The 14757-nt window shown below is 70.1% G+C and carries 12 protein-coding genes; 1 reads left to right on the plus strand and 11 read right to left on the minus strand.

The genetic code is table 11. From position 1 onward, the window contains the following. Window positions 1–355: 355 nt before the first annotated feature. A complete protein-coding gene (gene rsmI, locus IU449_RS13085; protein WP_324188212.1) occupies window positions 356–1222 on the plus strand; it encodes a 16S rRNA (cytidine(1402)-2'-O)-methyltransferase in 867 nt (288 codons plus the stop codon). A 17-nt stretch (window positions 1223–1239) separates the two neighbouring features. On the opposite strand, the gene IU449_RS13090 is transcribed toward rsmI, so the two are convergent. From IU449_RS13090 to IU449_RS13140, 11 genes are all read right to left on the minus strand, one after another. Next, a complete protein-coding gene (locus IU449_RS13090; protein WP_195002050.1) occupies window positions 1240–1998 on the minus strand; it encodes an ESX secretion-associated protein EspG in 759 nt (252 codons plus the stop codon). Between the two features lie 111 nt (window positions 1999–2109). Continuing rightward, window positions 2110–3306, minus strand: a complete 1197-nt coding sequence (locus tag IU449_RS13095) for a hypothetical protein (RefSeq protein WP_195002051.1) — start codon at window positions 3304–3306, stop codon at window positions 2110–2112. 40 nt (window positions 3307–3346) lie between these two features. Further along, window positions 3347–3820, minus strand: a complete 474-nt coding sequence (locus IU449_RS13100) for a hypothetical protein (RefSeq protein WP_228803951.1) — start codon at window positions 3818–3820, stop codon at window positions 3347–3349. Window positions 3821–3895: 75 nt separating this feature from the next. Then, window positions 3896–4480, minus strand: coding sequence for a DUF3558 domain-containing protein (locus IU449_RS13105; RefSeq protein WP_228803952.1), 585 nt, complete (start codon window positions 4478–4480; stop codon window positions 3896–3898). Window positions 4481–4767: 287 nt separating this feature from the next. After that, a complete protein-coding gene (locus tag IU449_RS13110; RefSeq protein ID WP_195002053.1) occupies window positions 4768–5895 on the minus strand; it encodes a glycosyltransferase in 1128 nt (375 codons plus the stop codon). Between the two features lie 168 nt (window positions 5896–6063). After that, on the minus strand, window positions 6064–7905 hold the full coding sequence (locus tag IU449_RS13115; protein ID WP_324188242.1) for a putative bifunctional diguanylate cyclase/phosphodiesterase: 1842 nt from the start codon (window positions 7903–7905) through the stop codon (window positions 6064–6066). 43 nt (window positions 7906–7948) lie between these two features. Then, window positions 7949–10453, minus strand: a complete 2505-nt coding sequence (locus tag IU449_RS29025) for an Rv1355c family protein (protein ID WP_228803953.1) — start codon at window positions 10451–10453, stop codon at window positions 7949–7951. Beyond that, window positions 10450–11199: a hypothetical protein gene (locus tag IU449_RS13125; RefSeq protein WP_195002054.1), complete on the minus strand. Its 750-nt coding sequence runs from the start codon at window positions 11197–11199 to the stop codon at window positions 10450–10452. The genes IU449_RS29025 and IU449_RS13125 overlap by 4 nt, the downstream gene beginning before the upstream one ends. Window positions 11200–11446: 247 nt before the next feature. Further along, entirely contained in the window at window positions 11447–11881 is a 435-nt protein-coding gene (locus tag IU449_RS13130) for a GyrI-like domain-containing protein (protein ID WP_195002055.1), read from the minus strand. Continuing rightward, window positions 11878–12321, minus strand: coding sequence for a GyrI-like domain-containing protein (locus IU449_RS13135; RefSeq protein WP_195002056.1), 444 nt, complete (start codon window positions 12319–12321; stop codon window positions 11878–11880). The genes IU449_RS13130 and IU449_RS13135 overlap by 4 nt, the downstream gene beginning before the upstream one ends. A gap of 247 nt (window positions 12322–12568) precedes the next feature. Continuing rightward, window positions 12569–14665, minus strand: a complete 2097-nt coding sequence (locus IU449_RS13140) for an acyltransferase family protein (protein WP_195002057.1) — start codon at window positions 14663–14665, stop codon at window positions 12569–12571. Window positions 14666–14757 lie beyond the last annotated feature (92 nt).

The raw sequence follows: 14757 nt of genomic DNA on the forward strand, positions 1-14757 counted from the left end.
GGACCCGATCGTATTCGGTCGCCCCGACCGGAGGGGGAATCGGCGGGCCGCAGCGGCTCCGCTCCCGGCCACACGCGCCGGGACGGCGAGCGGGTGGTCGGACACCGCCGATTAGGCTGACAACACCACACCCACACCTACCGCCCGCTCCACCGAGGCCGAACGACGGACCGCAGGGCATCGGAGAGCGATCGCCACACCGCGAGGAATGGACGCGGGAAGGACGACCGATCTCTCCGACGCCGCAGTGGTGTGGACGCAACGCCGGCGGTATGGACGACAGCGGTATGGGCGGCAGCGGTATGTACGGCAGCGGTATGTACGGCAGCGGTATGGAGTACCAGACGGGAGCACGGTGACAGCGGAGCAGACAACGACCGGTTCGGTCGGCGGCAGGCTGGTGCTGGCCGCCACCCCGATGGGCGATATCGGCGACGCCTCCCAGCGCCTGCGTGACGCGCTGTCCACCGCCGATGTGGTCGCCGCCGAGGACACCCGCCGCACCCGCGCCCTGGCCAAGGCGCTCGGCCTGGAGATCTCCGGCCGCGTCGTCAGCTTCTACGACCACGTCGAGACCGCCCGCATCCCGGCGCTGCTCGACGACATCGTCGCGGGCCGCACCGTTCTGCTCGTCACCGACGCGGGGATGCCGTCGGTCTCCGACCCCGGCTACCGCATGGTCGCCGCCTGCGTCGCGCGCGATCTGCCGGTCACCTGCCTGCCCGGCCCGTCCGCGGTCACCACCGCCCTGGCCCTGTCCGGGCTCCCGGTGGAACGCTTCTGCTTCGACGGCTTCCCGCCCCGCAAGTCCGGCGCTCGCAAACAGTGGTTGCGCACCCTGCGCACCGAACCCCGCGCCTGCGTCTTCTTCGAAGCCCCGCACCGCCTCGCCGACTGCCTCGCCGACGCCGTCGACGTTCTTGGTCCCGACCGCCGCGCCGCCGTCTGCCGGGAACTCACCAAGACCTACGAACAGGTGGTCCGCGGCACTCTCGCCGAACTCGCGGCCTGGGCCGTCGACGGTGCCCGCGGCGAGATCACCGTCGTCCTCGAAGGCGCCACCCCCACCGAAGCCGACCCGGCTTCCCTGGTCGACGAAGTCCAAGCCCTCGTCGACGACGGCATGCGCTTGAAGGACGCCTGCGCGCAGGTGGCCGAGGCCACCGGAGCTTCGCGCCGCGAACTCTACGACGCGGTACTGGCCGCCCGCGCCGGGCGGTGACCGGGACAGCGGCGGCTTCAGCGGCTCCGGCGGGCGTCGTCCCCGATCCGATCGAGGGCGCGCTCGATCCAGCCCGCGTAGCAGCCCGCGATGTCGCGGGCGGTGGCAGGCCGGACGGCGACGTGCTCGCGGGTGCGGGTCTCCAGATAGCGGCCGTCACCGGCGATGTCGTACCACTGGGCCTGAAACCACGGCGCCGGCCGCGACAGGACCGATCCGACGAGCAGGCCCGCGTTTCCACCGCCGTCCGCGGGGCGGCCCGCGATCCGTTCGTAGTTCTCGCGCGGGCTGCGCCGTGCGGAGGCGTGCCCGGCCCCGGCCGACAACTCGGCCGAGTGCACTGTGGTGGCGGGCTCCCGACCGGGATCGCAGGGCGGTAGCAGGGTCGCGAGCCGGGTCGCGAGGCTTTCGGCGGGTAACAGCCGGACGTGCACGGACCCGTCGACCCCGTCGACGGCCGACTGCGCCAGGACCACCGCGTGATGGGCGGTACGTCCGCCGACGATGCGGTATTCACGGACGCGGCCGCGCCGGGTGGCCGTCGAACCACCCAGGACTTCGATCCGCAGTTGCGCGGCCGTGAGGGTGTGCAAGGCCAGGCGGATCGTTTCGTGTTCGTCGCGGTCGTAGCGGGCGCGGACCTGCGCGGCATGCGACTCGAACGGGGTCCGGGTCTTGAATCTGCTCAGGTAGCGCAGCGGCCGCGGAAAGCGATCCATGCCGTCGCGGAGCCATAGTGCGGCGAAATCGTCTGGCTCCCAGGTCCATTCGGACATCGGTAGGTCATCCCCCTCGTGTGGTTCTCGTCTCGCGCGGCGCGGGGCGCCCCGTGGCATCCGGGCCGCCGGGGTCCCCGGCTCTGTTGTCGTTCAGCCGTAGCCAGTGGGTCATGCCGGGAGCGGCGGCTCGTCGGCACCGATCACGCCGCCGGGCAGCGCGGGCGGCGGGTCGCCGAGCAGTTCGGCGGTGTTCTCGGCGGTGATCAGATAGTCGGGGATCTTGTGCTCGTCGTCGCTGCCCTGTTGTCCCCGGCCCGCGCCGGGCGCCATCATGCCCGGCGTTCCACTGCGCCCCGATGCCGCGGCTGTCGTGGAGGTGGCGGCGGTCGCGGCGGGCACATTCACCGCGCCGGGGACACCGGGGATGCTGCGGCCTGCCCCGGGGCCGACCGGCGATCCGCCCGGCGACGATGGGGATCCGCCCGGCGATCCGGGGGAGGACGGGGTGCCGCTGCCGGGGTTGGTGCCGCTGGGGTTGGTGCCGTCCGGCAGCAGCCCGCTGGGCTGGGTGAGGCCGGACGGTTCGGTGGTGTCACCGGGATCGGTGGTCCCGGACGGCTCGGAATCCTGGCCGTCGGAATCCTGGCCGTCGGGCTCCTGGGCCGGATCGTCCTGCCCAGCGGGCTGGTCGTCCGAGCCGGGATCCTCGCCCGCCGGATCTGTCCCGGGGGTGCCCGGTCCGGACGGGCTGCCGGTACCGCCGCCCGGCCCGGACGTTGCGCCCGGGCCGGGGGTGCCGCCCTCGGGCAGGTCGCCGTGCAAGGGAGCGAGCGGGCTGATCGGGGTGGGGAGCACCGGGATGGTCCGGTCGGCCTCGGCGAATTCGGTGACGTAGTACTGGTTCATCACCTGCCGGGCCTGCTCCTCGGCGTCGCTGCGTTTGCCGCTGTTGTTCGAGCCCACCCAGGGCCACGATGCCGGGTTGTACCAGGGTTTGGACTCGAGCACCTCCGGCAGATTCGTCTGCGTGCGGATGATCGAACCGACGGTCTGGTCGACGCGGACCCCGAGCAGGTGCAGCGCGTCGCCCAGTTCCTCGGCGCGGGTGGCGTAGTTGCCGATCGCCTCCCTGGACTGCTCGGCGGCAGCGCCCTCCCAGGCCGCGGCGCTCGACCGCCGCAACTGCGCGGCGAATACCGACACCCCCTCCTGCCAGAGCTGGGCGATCTGGCCGTATTGGTCGGCGGCGGGCTGTGCCTGCGCCGCGGGCGTGAGCGGGCCGAACGCGTCGTTGATCTCGGTATGGGTGAAGCCGTCGGGGTTCTCCGGGTCGGAAATCCTGGGCTGTTCGTTCTCGACGGTCACTGTTCCCCCTGCCGAGGATTCGAGAATTGTCCGGTCACGCTCACACCGCCAGTCCGCCCGTCGGATTCACCGCACCGGGGTCCGCGCCGAGCTGTGTCGGAGACGGCGGCGGCAGCGTGGCGACGAGTTCGTTGTAACGGGAGGCGAACTCCGCATCGGTGTCCAGATACCGCTGAGCGATCAACTGATGAACCCGACGAATATCCTCGACGATCCGATAATGCTGCTCGAGGATCTCGTGCACCGCGTTACCGTCCTCGGCCCCCACAGCCTTGGTACGGAACCGGCTCACCAACGTCTGCCCGGAAAGCAGATCAGGATGCGCCTCCCCCAAATCCCACCGCTCACGCTTCCAAATGTCGTATGCGATGCCCTGAAGGTCGCGGATCAGTTGCAGGAAGCTGTCGCAAGCACGATCGATGCCGACGAACTCTTCGGCGTTCACCCGCACCGAATCACCCGACCCCACCCCGAAATCCACCGACAACCGGCCCTCACGCGCCTGCTCGATCAACCCCGCCAACGGCCGAACCCGATCATCCTCACTCATATCCGTCCCCCTTCGTTGCGACCTAACCGCCCAGACATCTCAATCATCGGGAATCAACGGTGCCAGCTTCTCCGCCAGACCACGCGCCAACTCACACGTATCCAGATGGCCGGTCTTGTCATTCGACGCCGGATTGATCATCGACAACTCCAAGCTGCCGCCCGTCATCTCGACATAGAACGAACACGACGCCCGCGGATCGGGATCATCGACGGCATCGACCGCCATCGCCGCCCGCCCGTCGATCACATACTCCTGCCGAACCGTGAAGTCGGGGTTGTCCCGCACCACCGCGAACGTCAGATTCGTCGTCGTGATCCCCACCGCATAACTGTCCGGAGCGACGAAACTGCACCCCCGCCACTTGATCCCCCGACCACCGTCGTAATTCGCGTTCTTCCGAGCTCCCCGGCGCAGATTCTCCGAATCCAGCACCGACTGCGGAATATCGGTACACGGATCGAACGACGCCGGCGCCTCCGCCGCGATCGGCAAGCCCGTCGTGGTGGTCACCACCGGCGACGCCTCCCCACCCGTGGAACACCCCGCCAGCATCAGCACCGAAGCGGCGCTCACCACCATCACCACGCCAGAGGCCCGCACGACACCCTCCCCTTCGGCCAACCGTCACAGGGAGTACGACACTCCCGCAACAGACCTCGACGCTACCGGCCTTCCCCGCGACCGATCAACCGAGCACACCGCACCCGGGGAACAGGACAGTGCGACAGGACAGTACCGAGCAAGACACTTCTTACCCGGCTCGAGTCGAATCCATGCCCCGGTCCGTGGCCCGGATCGCGGCGGACCTCCGGTTCCGGACGGTCGGACACGGCCACGAGCACGCGATCGACGCGATGCTTCGCGCGACCGAAATCCGGTGCGGCGGAGACGTCACCATCCGGCCGATGTCAGCGCCCGAGGACAGCGAGCATCCCGTCGACCGCGCGTGGCCAGGTGAACTGTTCGGCACGGTGGCGGGCGGCCTGTCTGCGGGTGGCGGTGGGGCGGGCGAGGACGTCGGTGACAGCGGCGGCGAAAGCGGAGGGGTCGTCGGCGGCTACGGCCCCGCAGTCGGCGGTGACGATGTCGGCCAGGGCCGAGGAACGGCTGGCGACGACCGGGGTGCCCGCGGCGAGGGCTTCGAGGGCAGCGAGGCCGAAGGTTTCGTGCGGGCCGGGCGCGAGGGAGACATCGGCGGTGGCCAGCAGGGTCGCTACGCGGTGGCGATCGGTGAGGAAGCCGGTGAAGTGGACGGCGGGGCGGCCGTCGGGGAGCACCGGGACCGCGCGGGCGCGCTTCTCCAGAGATTCTCTGCGAGGGCCGTCGCCCGCGACGACCAAGCGGACGGGCCGACCCGCGCGGGCCAGTTCGGCGGCGGCCTCGATGCTGCGATCCACCCGTTTCTCCACCGAGAGCCTGCCGCAGTGCACGAGCAGCGGATGGCCGGGCACGCCGAGGTCGGCGCGCAGCCGGCCGTCGCGACGCTGCGGGCTGAACAGGTCGAGGTCGACGCCGAGCGGAACCAATTCGACATTCCGCGCGCCGATGCGGCGGAATTCGGCGCGGGCGAAATCGGTGGTGCAGACGACGATGTCGTAGTCGTCGGCGGTGCGGCGATTGGCGCTGTCGGCGATTCGGCGGGCGGCGGGCCCGGGCAGGATCTGACCGAGCAGGCGGTCGAGGCGTTCATGGGAGATCATCACGCTCGCCACGTCGCGGCGGCGGGCCCAGCGACCGAAGCCGCGCAGGGTGAGGCGGTCGGACACCTCGAGCACGTCGGGGCACAGGCCGCGCAGCACGTCGGCGACGCGGCGGGGGTCGGCCGCGCGATAGCCGCCGGTGAGCGGAATCGGCGTGGCGGGCAATGTGATCCGCAAGGCGCCGCCGGGAAGGATCTCTTCGGCGCGGCGCGCGCCGGGGACGATCAACACCACCTCATGACCTGCCGCCGCATAGCCGGCGCCGAGATGGTGCAGCGCGGTGCGCAACCCACCCGAGCGAGGGCCGTAGAAGTTGGCCAGCTGCACGATGCGCATGTCGCCGATCGTGCTCGGGCGGGGTTACCGGAGACCCCCGACGACACAACGGACCGTGAACAGCGGTCAAAGATCAGGCGCCGACCAGGCGGTGCGACAGATCGGGCGCCGCACCGGGATCGGCGACACCGCGGCCCCCACGACAGTCGGCGGCAGGTCCGGGAACCGTCAGCGTCCCGCGACGCCACGGACCGCGCGCGGCAGATCCAGGTCCAGCGGGATATGCCCGACGACGAGGTGGGTTTCCACTTCGGCGGCGGGCATCGGACGGGCGATGAGGAACCCCTGCGCCCGGTAACAGCCGAGCCCCACCAGGGTGCGCGCCGCGACGGCGGTCTCCACCCCCTCGCCGACCACGCCGAGACCGAACGAACCGGCGAGGCCGATGATGGACTTCACGATGGCCAGATCGTCGGTGCTCGCGCCGAGCCGCTGCACGAAACCGCGGTCGATCTTCACCGCGTCCACCGGCAGCGCCTTGAGATGCGACAGCGAGCTGTAGCCGGTGCCGAAATCGTCGATGGCGATCTGCACGCCCATCCGCTTGAGTCCGCGCAGTGTCACCTGGGTGCGGGCCAGATCCTGCACCACCACGTGCTCGGTGATCTCCAGGCACACCGCGCTGCCGTCGATGGCGAACTCGCGCAGGATGTCCTCGATGCGCTCGACGAAATCCAGGCTCACCAGCTGCACCGGTGAGACGTTGATGCGCATGACGGTTCCGGCGGCCAGTCCACGCGCACGCCAGTCGGCGAACTGCTTGCACGCCGTGCGGATCACCCAGCGGCCCAGCTCGCCTGCCAGATTGGTGGCCTCGGCGACGGTGACGAACGCGGCGGGCGGCAGCAGCCCTCTGGTCGGATGCATCCAGCGCACCAAGGCTTCCAGCGCGACCACCCGGCCGGTGCGCAGATCCACCTCGGGCTGGTAGTGCAGCAGCAGCGAGCCGTCGGACACCGCGCCACGCAGATTCAGCTCCACGTCGTCCTGGAGCTCGAACTGTGCGCGCATGGCGTCGGTGAACACCGCGACGCCGTTGCCCCCGCCGGACTTGGCCGACAACAGCGCGTGATCGGCACGGCGGAGCACATCGGCGACCGTGGTCTGCCCGGGAATGCCGACCGCCACGCCGACACTCGCGCCCCGGCTGACCGATTCCCCGCCGACCGTCACCCGTCGGCCGATCAGCTGCTGCAGGCGGGTCGCCTCCAGTTCCGCGGCCACCGAATCCATCGGTTTCTCCGGGACGATGACGAATTCGTCGCCGCCGAGCCGGGCGATCATCGCCTCGGGACCCAGATTCTCCCGCAACCGCGCGGACAGTGTGCGGATGAAATTGTCGCCCGCGGTGTGGCCGAGGAAGTCGTTGAGCGCCTTGAGCCGATCGAGGTCGAGGAAGAACGCCGCGACCGGGCCCGGCTCGCCGGGACGCAACCGGTTCTCCATGTACTCGAGCAACGCGCGCCGGTTCGCCAAGCCGGTGAGATCGTCGTGCAGGGCGATGTAGCGCAGTCGCTCCTCAGCGGCCACCCTGGCCTGGACCTGCGCGAACAGCGTGGCGATGGCGGTGAGCGCGTTGAGTTCGCCGGTGTTCCACGCCCGGTCGCCCGACTTGACGAAACCGAGCAGGCCGGTGGACTCCCCGCGCGAGACCAGCGGGACGCAGGCCATGGTGACCTGTGGAATCCCGGAGGACTTGCGAATGGTCTCCTGATAGTCCTCGGATTCGGCGCCGGGGCGCACGATGACCGGCTCGGTCGCGAACTCCAGCTCGCGGAACACCGAATCGGCCTCGGCGAAACGCACCACGGCCAGCGGATCGGGATCGGGGACGTCGGTGCGATGCGGCCATTCGGCGATCAGGACGGTGGTGCGGTCCTCGCGGTTGGTGTGGCGCAGGTATCCGAAGTCGATGTCGAAATGATCGACCAGCGCGGCCAGCACGCGTTCGCTCGCCGCCACCATGCTGATGGCGTCGACGCCCATCAACTCGGAGGCGACATCCGTCACCAATGAGTCGAGCGTTCGCCGAGGCACACTGTCTCCGATCGTGCTAGCTGCCCTGGCCCGTGCCCGGCACTGGAAGCCGCCTGCTGCGAACCGAGGCTGCTGCCGCGTAACTCAGGCGAAGCACCAGCGCCATGATCTCATGCCCAGGCACTCCCAGCAGGTCCAGGAAACGGCCCTGAAGTGAGGTCAGTGTATCCGCGAAATCCTCTGAAATCGCGACCAGATCCTCCTGGTCGTGTGCGTAGCCGAACACCGGCGACATCGGCTGCACCGCCAGACCGCGCCGTCCGGCCTCCAACCACACCCGTTCGACGGCCATTCCGGCCCGCGCGTAATCGATCAGCGACGCGCCCGCGCGCCCGGCCGGACACGGCATGGTGACCGCGATCAGAGCCGAACCTGACAGCAGTTGATCGCGCGTGGCCTCACCGAGACCGTGGCCGCCGGACCAGACGCGCAGCAACTCCACGACATCGGGGCGCGAGGCGATGCGCAGCTTGGCCAGATCGGCGTCGTCGAGTTCCATACTGCGCAGGTCGATGCCGTCACGCACATCCTCGCCGGGGCCACGCAACTCCGAGAACAGCTCCCGGTGCATGCGCGGGGTCAGCATGCGGACCCGGTCCGAGGCGCCGAGCAGCTCGGCGGCCTCGGCCAGCGCCCCGCGGTCGGTGATCGCGCGGACCAGCGCGCCCTCGGTGCGAGCCGCGGCGTCGAGCGCGGCGAGCACGCCGTCGCGGATGGGCGCGCGATTGCCTTTGCGGCGATTGGTGCAGCGCGTCAGGGCCGCGGGGTAGTCGCGGGCCAGCAGCGGATCACCACCGGCGCCGAAGCGCAGGACAGCGGTGAGCGGGGCGGACGGGGGCGCGGCTGCGGCGATCAGGCGGTGTTCGCCGAGCAGGCCGTACGCGGCCGCGGCGGCGCGGGCGTTGTGCAGCGCGGCGCCGATCGCCACGGCGCTGCCCCGGTAGGCGACATCCATCGTCGAGGAGCGTTCGGGCGCCAGGTCGATCCACAACGCGTCCTCGGTCGGTCGCATCGTCCATGGCTGGACATTGCCGCCGGAGGGAGCGCGCTGGGCTGCCGCGACCACCTCGGCCCGTGGCGGGCCGGGCGGGAGCAGATCCGGTACGGCCTGCTGCCGGTATCCGGCCCCGTTCGGGCGCGACTGCGCCCTGCGCGGCCCGCCGTCGGCGTGTCTGTCACCGGGCCGGAATGCTGCGGTGGGCTTCGACGCGCCGTTACCGCGCATGCTCGCCCCCGACGCGGACTCGACCTCGGCGCGGCTCGGCCGCCGCGCTCCTCGGCCGGTGTCGCCCACTCCCGCGCCGAACAAGGCGGCATCGGTGGCATCGCCGACACCGTCGGCGATGGCGCGACCCGGCTGTCCCCCGTCCCGGCGCAGGCCCGCGCCGTCGTGACCGGGCGCCTCGAGATCGTCGTCCGCTCCCGCCCTGGACCAGCGGTGGTCGGTGGACATCGGTTCGACGAGCCCGTCGAGTTCGCGTTCCAGATCCACCCTGGTCCGCCCGGAGGGCAGATCGCGGCCCAAACCGATACGGCGCACGGCCGTGGCGGCGATGGCCGCGCCGAGCTGCACGTCCCCGCCCAGCTGCGGCCAGGTCGTCACGGTGCGGTCGATCTCGGCGAGGCTGGCCGCCATGCGGGCGGACAGCTCGCCCGGGCCGAGGATCCGCAGCACATGCGGGGCCTTGTCCTTGGTGGACAGACCGCGCAGATCGGCGGCAGCGGTCTCGCCGAGCAACCCGTGGAAAGGCGGGCGATCCGGTTCCAGGTCGAAGCGCTCGACATCGAACAGGCCGCGATCACTGGTGTCCATCAGCAGCGGCAGCCGATGTCTGCGGGCGCCGTCGCGGACCGCGAACTTCACATCCAGCGAGTCACACTCCTCGAGGACCAGTGACAGGCCGCTGAGGAACGCGTCGACGGAGTTCTCGTCGACGCCGCCGGTACACACCTCGACCGGCAGGTAGGGGTCGAGTTCGGCGATGCGCCGCGCGGTGACGACCGCCTTGTTCAGCCCCAGGTCGAACAGCGTGCCGGGCACCCGGTTCAGGTTGGACAGTTCGATGTCGTCGAAGTCGGCCAGCCGCAGCAGACCGCAGGAGCCTTCCAGCGCGAGCGTGTGCGCGATCGCGTGGCCGACGCTCTGCCCGACCACGCCGACCGCCATCCCGGCGAGCCGCTCTTGTTCGGCGACGGTGAGCTTGTTGCGGTTGCGATCGAGGCGGACGGCGCGGAACGCGCGCGGCCCGGTCAGGCCGACCAGCGTCCGCCGCCACGGGTAGTACACCCAGCGGTCGGCGGCGGCGTCTTCGGTGTCGATCCGCGGATCACAGATCCGGGACAGCTCCGCGCGGATCGAATCCCGCAGGTCGAGAATGCCGACCGTGGGCGTGGTGCGCAGCCGGGTGAGCACGGCGGTGTGGTCGGCGTCGTGTTCGTCGAGGATGAGCGGACGGTAGCGTTCCGCCGCGTCGGCCGGGCCCACGCCGGGCGCGCTCGGGCGGGTGCCGGAAGCCGTCATCGGGCGATCGACTTTCCCGCCGCGGGTGCGGCAGCCGCCGATCGCGGGCAGGTCGTGCGCCAAGCACGCAGCGCGGCGCGCTCGAGGACGATGAGCGCGCTCTGGGTGCGGGTGGCGTGCGAGAGGTGGGCGTGGGTGTCCCACCACAACGGCACGGTGCGGTAGCGGTGGTCCGGGTAGGCGACCGCGCCGACCTGCTCGGCGATCCGCGCGCCGCTGGAGGTGTATCGCTCGATGCCGTGCTCCGCGGACGTGGCGAATCCCCATCGCGCGTCGAGCAGCCAGGCGGCGTGCACGACACACCGCGCGACCGCGGCACCCAGCGCCGATCGGTGCGCGGCTCGCCGATCGACCCAGACCGCCTTCACCTCGACGATGCCCTCGGGGGCGCGATCGTCGATCATGGCGCGCAACACGTCCTCGCCGGGCTGGCCCGCCCAGGCGGACAATCCGTGGGCCTCGGCCGAACCGGAGTACGGCCCCTGGACGCGCAGACCTGCCACGACCTCGCCGTCCGGATCGACCGCGGCGAAGAACAGAGCGGTGGATCCGCCGTCGGCCACGGACTCGTACTCGAGCGCGGACTCGACGCCGAACCGGCGGTAGACCCGGTGCGCCCCGGCCAGGTAGCGCTGCCACAGATCGGGGTGAGCCGCCGGAGTGGTCACCTGGAAGGCGTGACCGGAGTGCATGTCACGAAACCGCAGCACCCGCTCGGCGCCGACCGTGACCATCTCGACAGTCATGTGTTCCTACTCCGTCGTCACCGCAGGCCGCGCCCACGCGGGGCGGCCCTACCCGCTCTCCGGGAGACTTAAACATCCAGAAGAGTCGCCTACGGCAGTATCCGTCATCCCGCGGGAATTGACCAGAAAACCGGCAACTCTGTCGGAACTCGCCACACGACGGCAAAAACGCTGTTGGAGAACGTGTTATCCGGCTCACATGGCGACCAACGGACCGATTGGTCGCAAATAGTTAATCAAGAGCTATTTACACCAGAATGGAAATGTACAGCTCGACATCCTGGGGGCCGCGCCAGACCTCGATCTCCTCCCGGTAGGCGCGGGTGATCTCCGCCGACGCCGTGGCGTCGTCGACTTGCGCCCAGACGTCCTCCACCGGGTCGTGATAATCACCGTTGGGCTCGAAGCGCGCGTACACACCCTTGGGCACCCGGACGAGCAGATCGCCGACCGGCACCGCCGACGGGTCGAGGTACTCGAAGCACACCATCGCGTTGTGACTACCCGCGGGATCAGGCACATAGACGGTGTACATCGGACGGTCCCCGCCCTCGCGGTCACGCAGGCGATCCTTGAGGAACTCGATCAGCTCGCTGTTGCTGACCTTGAAACTCGGTGTCACCCTCGGCACCACCAGCCCGCCGTAGATCGCCTCGTTGCGGACTGCGATCGTGTACGTCATCGGGGGTCCACCGCCAGGTACAGCTCGATCTTGTAGGCGTGCGGATAACACTCGAAATCGCCGGAATAGGTGCGCTTGATCTGGTTGTGCTCTTCGGCGTAGGAGATCTGTGTCCACAGGTCGGTCATCACCTGCGGGAAATCGCCGACCGAGGAGAACTTCGCGTAATAGCCGCGCGGCAGCCGGGCCACCAGATGACCGCGGGTGACGTCGTCGAAGGAGTGACAGCGGTAGCCGACGATCTGGGTGTTGTAGGTGCCGAGTTCACCGGTGTAATCGGTATAGGCGCTGGCCAGCGGGCCGCCGAGCTCCTGATGCAGCACCGCGGCCCAGGCCGCTTCCAGGGCGTGATCCCGCAGTTCCCCGAGAGCGCGTTTCGGACTGCGGACGGGCAAACCGGCGACCCAGGTCTCGTCCCGCTCGACGATTTCAAACTGCATGGAAAACTCTCTCGAGGTGCATCGGCGTGCGCACCCGCATTCCGGTCGGCTGGAAAATCCATGCTATCAACTCGATCATGAAGAGTCCGCGCGCGGCGGCCACCGTCGCCCGGTCGGCAACCCGGCGCTGAACTGGACAAACGTCCTGGAAAGCGTCCGGATCCGGCGCGCACCCGCCGCCCGCGTCCGACGCGGGGAATTCGCGGGCGAATCGTCGGCTATCGATGCGCGCACCGACGCGGCGGTCTCACCACCACCCGAGGATCGGGCCGAGCCTGCGGCCGAGCTCCGGGGCCATGGAACGCGAGTAGCTCGCCGTCAGGTGGTGTTCGTCGTGATAGACCAGGACATTGCCCTCCACCACCGGGCAGATGTCGGCCCCGCACACCGCGTCGGTGAGATCGAGGGTGAACACGTTCGGGAACGAGGCGGCGGGCTCCTCGGCCGGATTCACCGGATCGAAGGCGTCCGCCCGGCGGATGCCGCAGCTGAGCCGGTCGCCGTTGCCGGCCAGGCAGTCGATGGCCCGGTAGCGCACCCCGTCACGCCGCAGCCACGGGGTGTCGCGGATCGCCAGGATGTTCAAGCCGTGCTCGGACAGCCGCGACCAGACCTGCACATAGTCGTCGGGGGTCTCGTCGCCGATCAGGTCTCTCGGCCTCGTCCCGGTGGTGAAGACCCAATCCGGGCGGTCCACGCCGAGCCGGTCGATCACCTCCAGCGACCAGTCGCGGCAGTCCGGGATCGACTGCCCCTTGTACGAGGTCTCCTCCGCCACTGTCAGCGGGCAGCCCATCTTCAGGTAGACGGCGATGCGGATGCCGTACTCCCGGCCGAGGAGGTCCAGGGCGGGCACCCAGTGCTCGGAATGGGAGTTGCCGACCACCGCGATGGTGCGGTCGGCGTCGGAATCGCCGTACGAGCAGGTGATCACCTCGCGGGTGTCCCAGTCCGCGATGCACCCGTCGCGGGTGGGATAGGCCGCGTCGGCAGGCGCGTCGAACACGCTGGGCCGTATCTCGGCCGCAGGCGTGTCCGCGCCGCCGACCAGCGCCTCGGCCCCGGGATAGCGGACAGGTTCCAGTGTGTTCACCGGCTGCGGCGGCGACAGGCTGGTGACCACCTGGGAGGTGACCGTCAAAGCGAGCACCGTCACGCCGAGGGCGAGCATCACCCGGTGTCCCACCTCCACCCGGGGGGCGCGGACGGCGGCGGGCGCGCGCAGCGGCTCCTCGACGAATCGGTGTGTCAGATACGCCAACAGCAGCGACACGGCCAACACGGCCAGCCCGGCGCGCAGATCGGTCCGCGCGTCGCCGAGGTGAGCGAGCACGAAGATCAGCAACGGCCAGTGCCACAGGTACAGCGCGTAGGCCATCTCGCCGAGCCGGACCGCCACGGCGGAGGCCAGCAGCCGGTTGGGCAGCGGCAATTGCTCGGCCGACAGGTTCTGACCGGCCAGGATGAGGGCGATGGTCGCCCCGACCGGGATCAGCGCGGCCGGACCGGGGAACAGCGAGCCGCCGTCGACGATCCAGCCGCAGGCGAGCACTGTCGTGGCACCCGCCAGCGCGAGCAGCGCCCGCAGCACCCGATGCAGACTCACGGCGGGTAGTACGACCGCGACGAGCGCGCCCGCCAGCAGTTCCCAGGCCCGGGCGAAGCTGTCGTAGTAGTTCCACCCCTGATGCAGTCCGACCCCGCGCGCGGCGTAGACGAACGAGGCCGCTGTCAGCACGGCCAGCACGAACGCGAGGACCGGCCGGATCGCGGCCGGTATGCCCAGGCTCCGGCAGGCCCACACCAGCGCCGCGATGCCCATCAGCGCGGCCAGATAGAACTGCCCCTGCAACGACATCGACCACAGGTGCTGCAGCGGGCTCACCGACGGATCGGCGGCGAGGTAGTCCGCCCAGGAGAACGCCAGATACCAGTTCTGGAAGTACAGCAGCGAGGCGAGCGTCTGCGCCGCCAGTTCGGTCCACTGGGTGTAGGGCTTGGTCAGCACCACGACGAGCGCGACCACCGCGAGCACCAGCACCAGCGCGGGGAGCAGGCGCCTGGCCAGCCGGGCGGCGGTCTCACGAACCGAGATCCCGGCGCGGGACTCGGCGCGGCGCAGCAGTGAGGCGGTGAAGAAGAAACCCGCGAGCACCAAGAAGACATCGACGCCGCCGGAGACCCGGCCCATCCAGATGTGGAAGACGACCACCAGGGCGATCGCGACGCCACGCAATCCGTCCAGATCCGTGCGGTACCCCTGGGCCCGCGTCACTCCCGGGGCGGGCGGGACAGTGGAAGTGGCGGTCGCGGGCGCCACACCCGATTCTCGAGCCGCCGTCATCGTGCTACCGGACGACACCCGGGAGCGAAACCCGGGCACGCGACGACGCTGTCGCCGAAGGGGACGAACGGTGAACGAGACATGACCATCCT

This window comes from Nocardia higoensis, from assembly GCF_015477835.1.
In the GTDB taxonomy this organism is placed as follows: Bacteria; Actinomycetota; Actinomycetes; order Mycobacteriales; family Mycobacteriaceae; genus Nocardia; species Nocardia higoensis_A.

Excerpts from the sequence above, each read along its gene's own strand:
- IU449_RS13090 (WP_195002050.1), bottom strand. The coding sequence starts at position 1,998 with ATGTCCGAATGGACCTGGGAGCCAGACGATTTCGCCGCACTATGGCTC.
- IU449_RS13110 (WP_195002053.1), bottom strand. The coding sequence starts at position 5,895 with ATGCGCATCGTGCAGCTGGCCAACTTCTACGGCCCTCGCTCGGGTGGG.
- IU449_RS29025 (WP_228803953.1), bottom strand. The coding sequence starts at position 10,453 with ATGACGGCTTCCGGCACCCGCCCGAGCGCGCCCGGCGTGGGCCCGGCC.
- IU449_RS13125 (WP_195002054.1), bottom strand. The coding sequence starts at position 11,199 with ATGACTGTCGAGATGGTCACGGTCGGCGCCGAGCGGGTGCTGCGGTTT.
- IU449_RS13130 (WP_195002055.1), bottom strand. The coding sequence starts at position 11,881 with ATGACGTACACGATCGCAGTCCGCAACGAGGCGATCTACGGCGGGCTG.
- IU449_RS13135 (WP_195002056.1), bottom strand. The coding sequence starts at position 12,321 with ATGCAGTTTGAAATCGTCGAGCGGGACGAGACCTGGGTCGCCGGTTTG.
- IU449_RS13140 (WP_195002057.1), bottom strand. The coding sequence starts at position 14,665 with ATGACGGCGGCTCGAGAATCGGGTGTGGCGCCCGCGACCGCCACTTCC.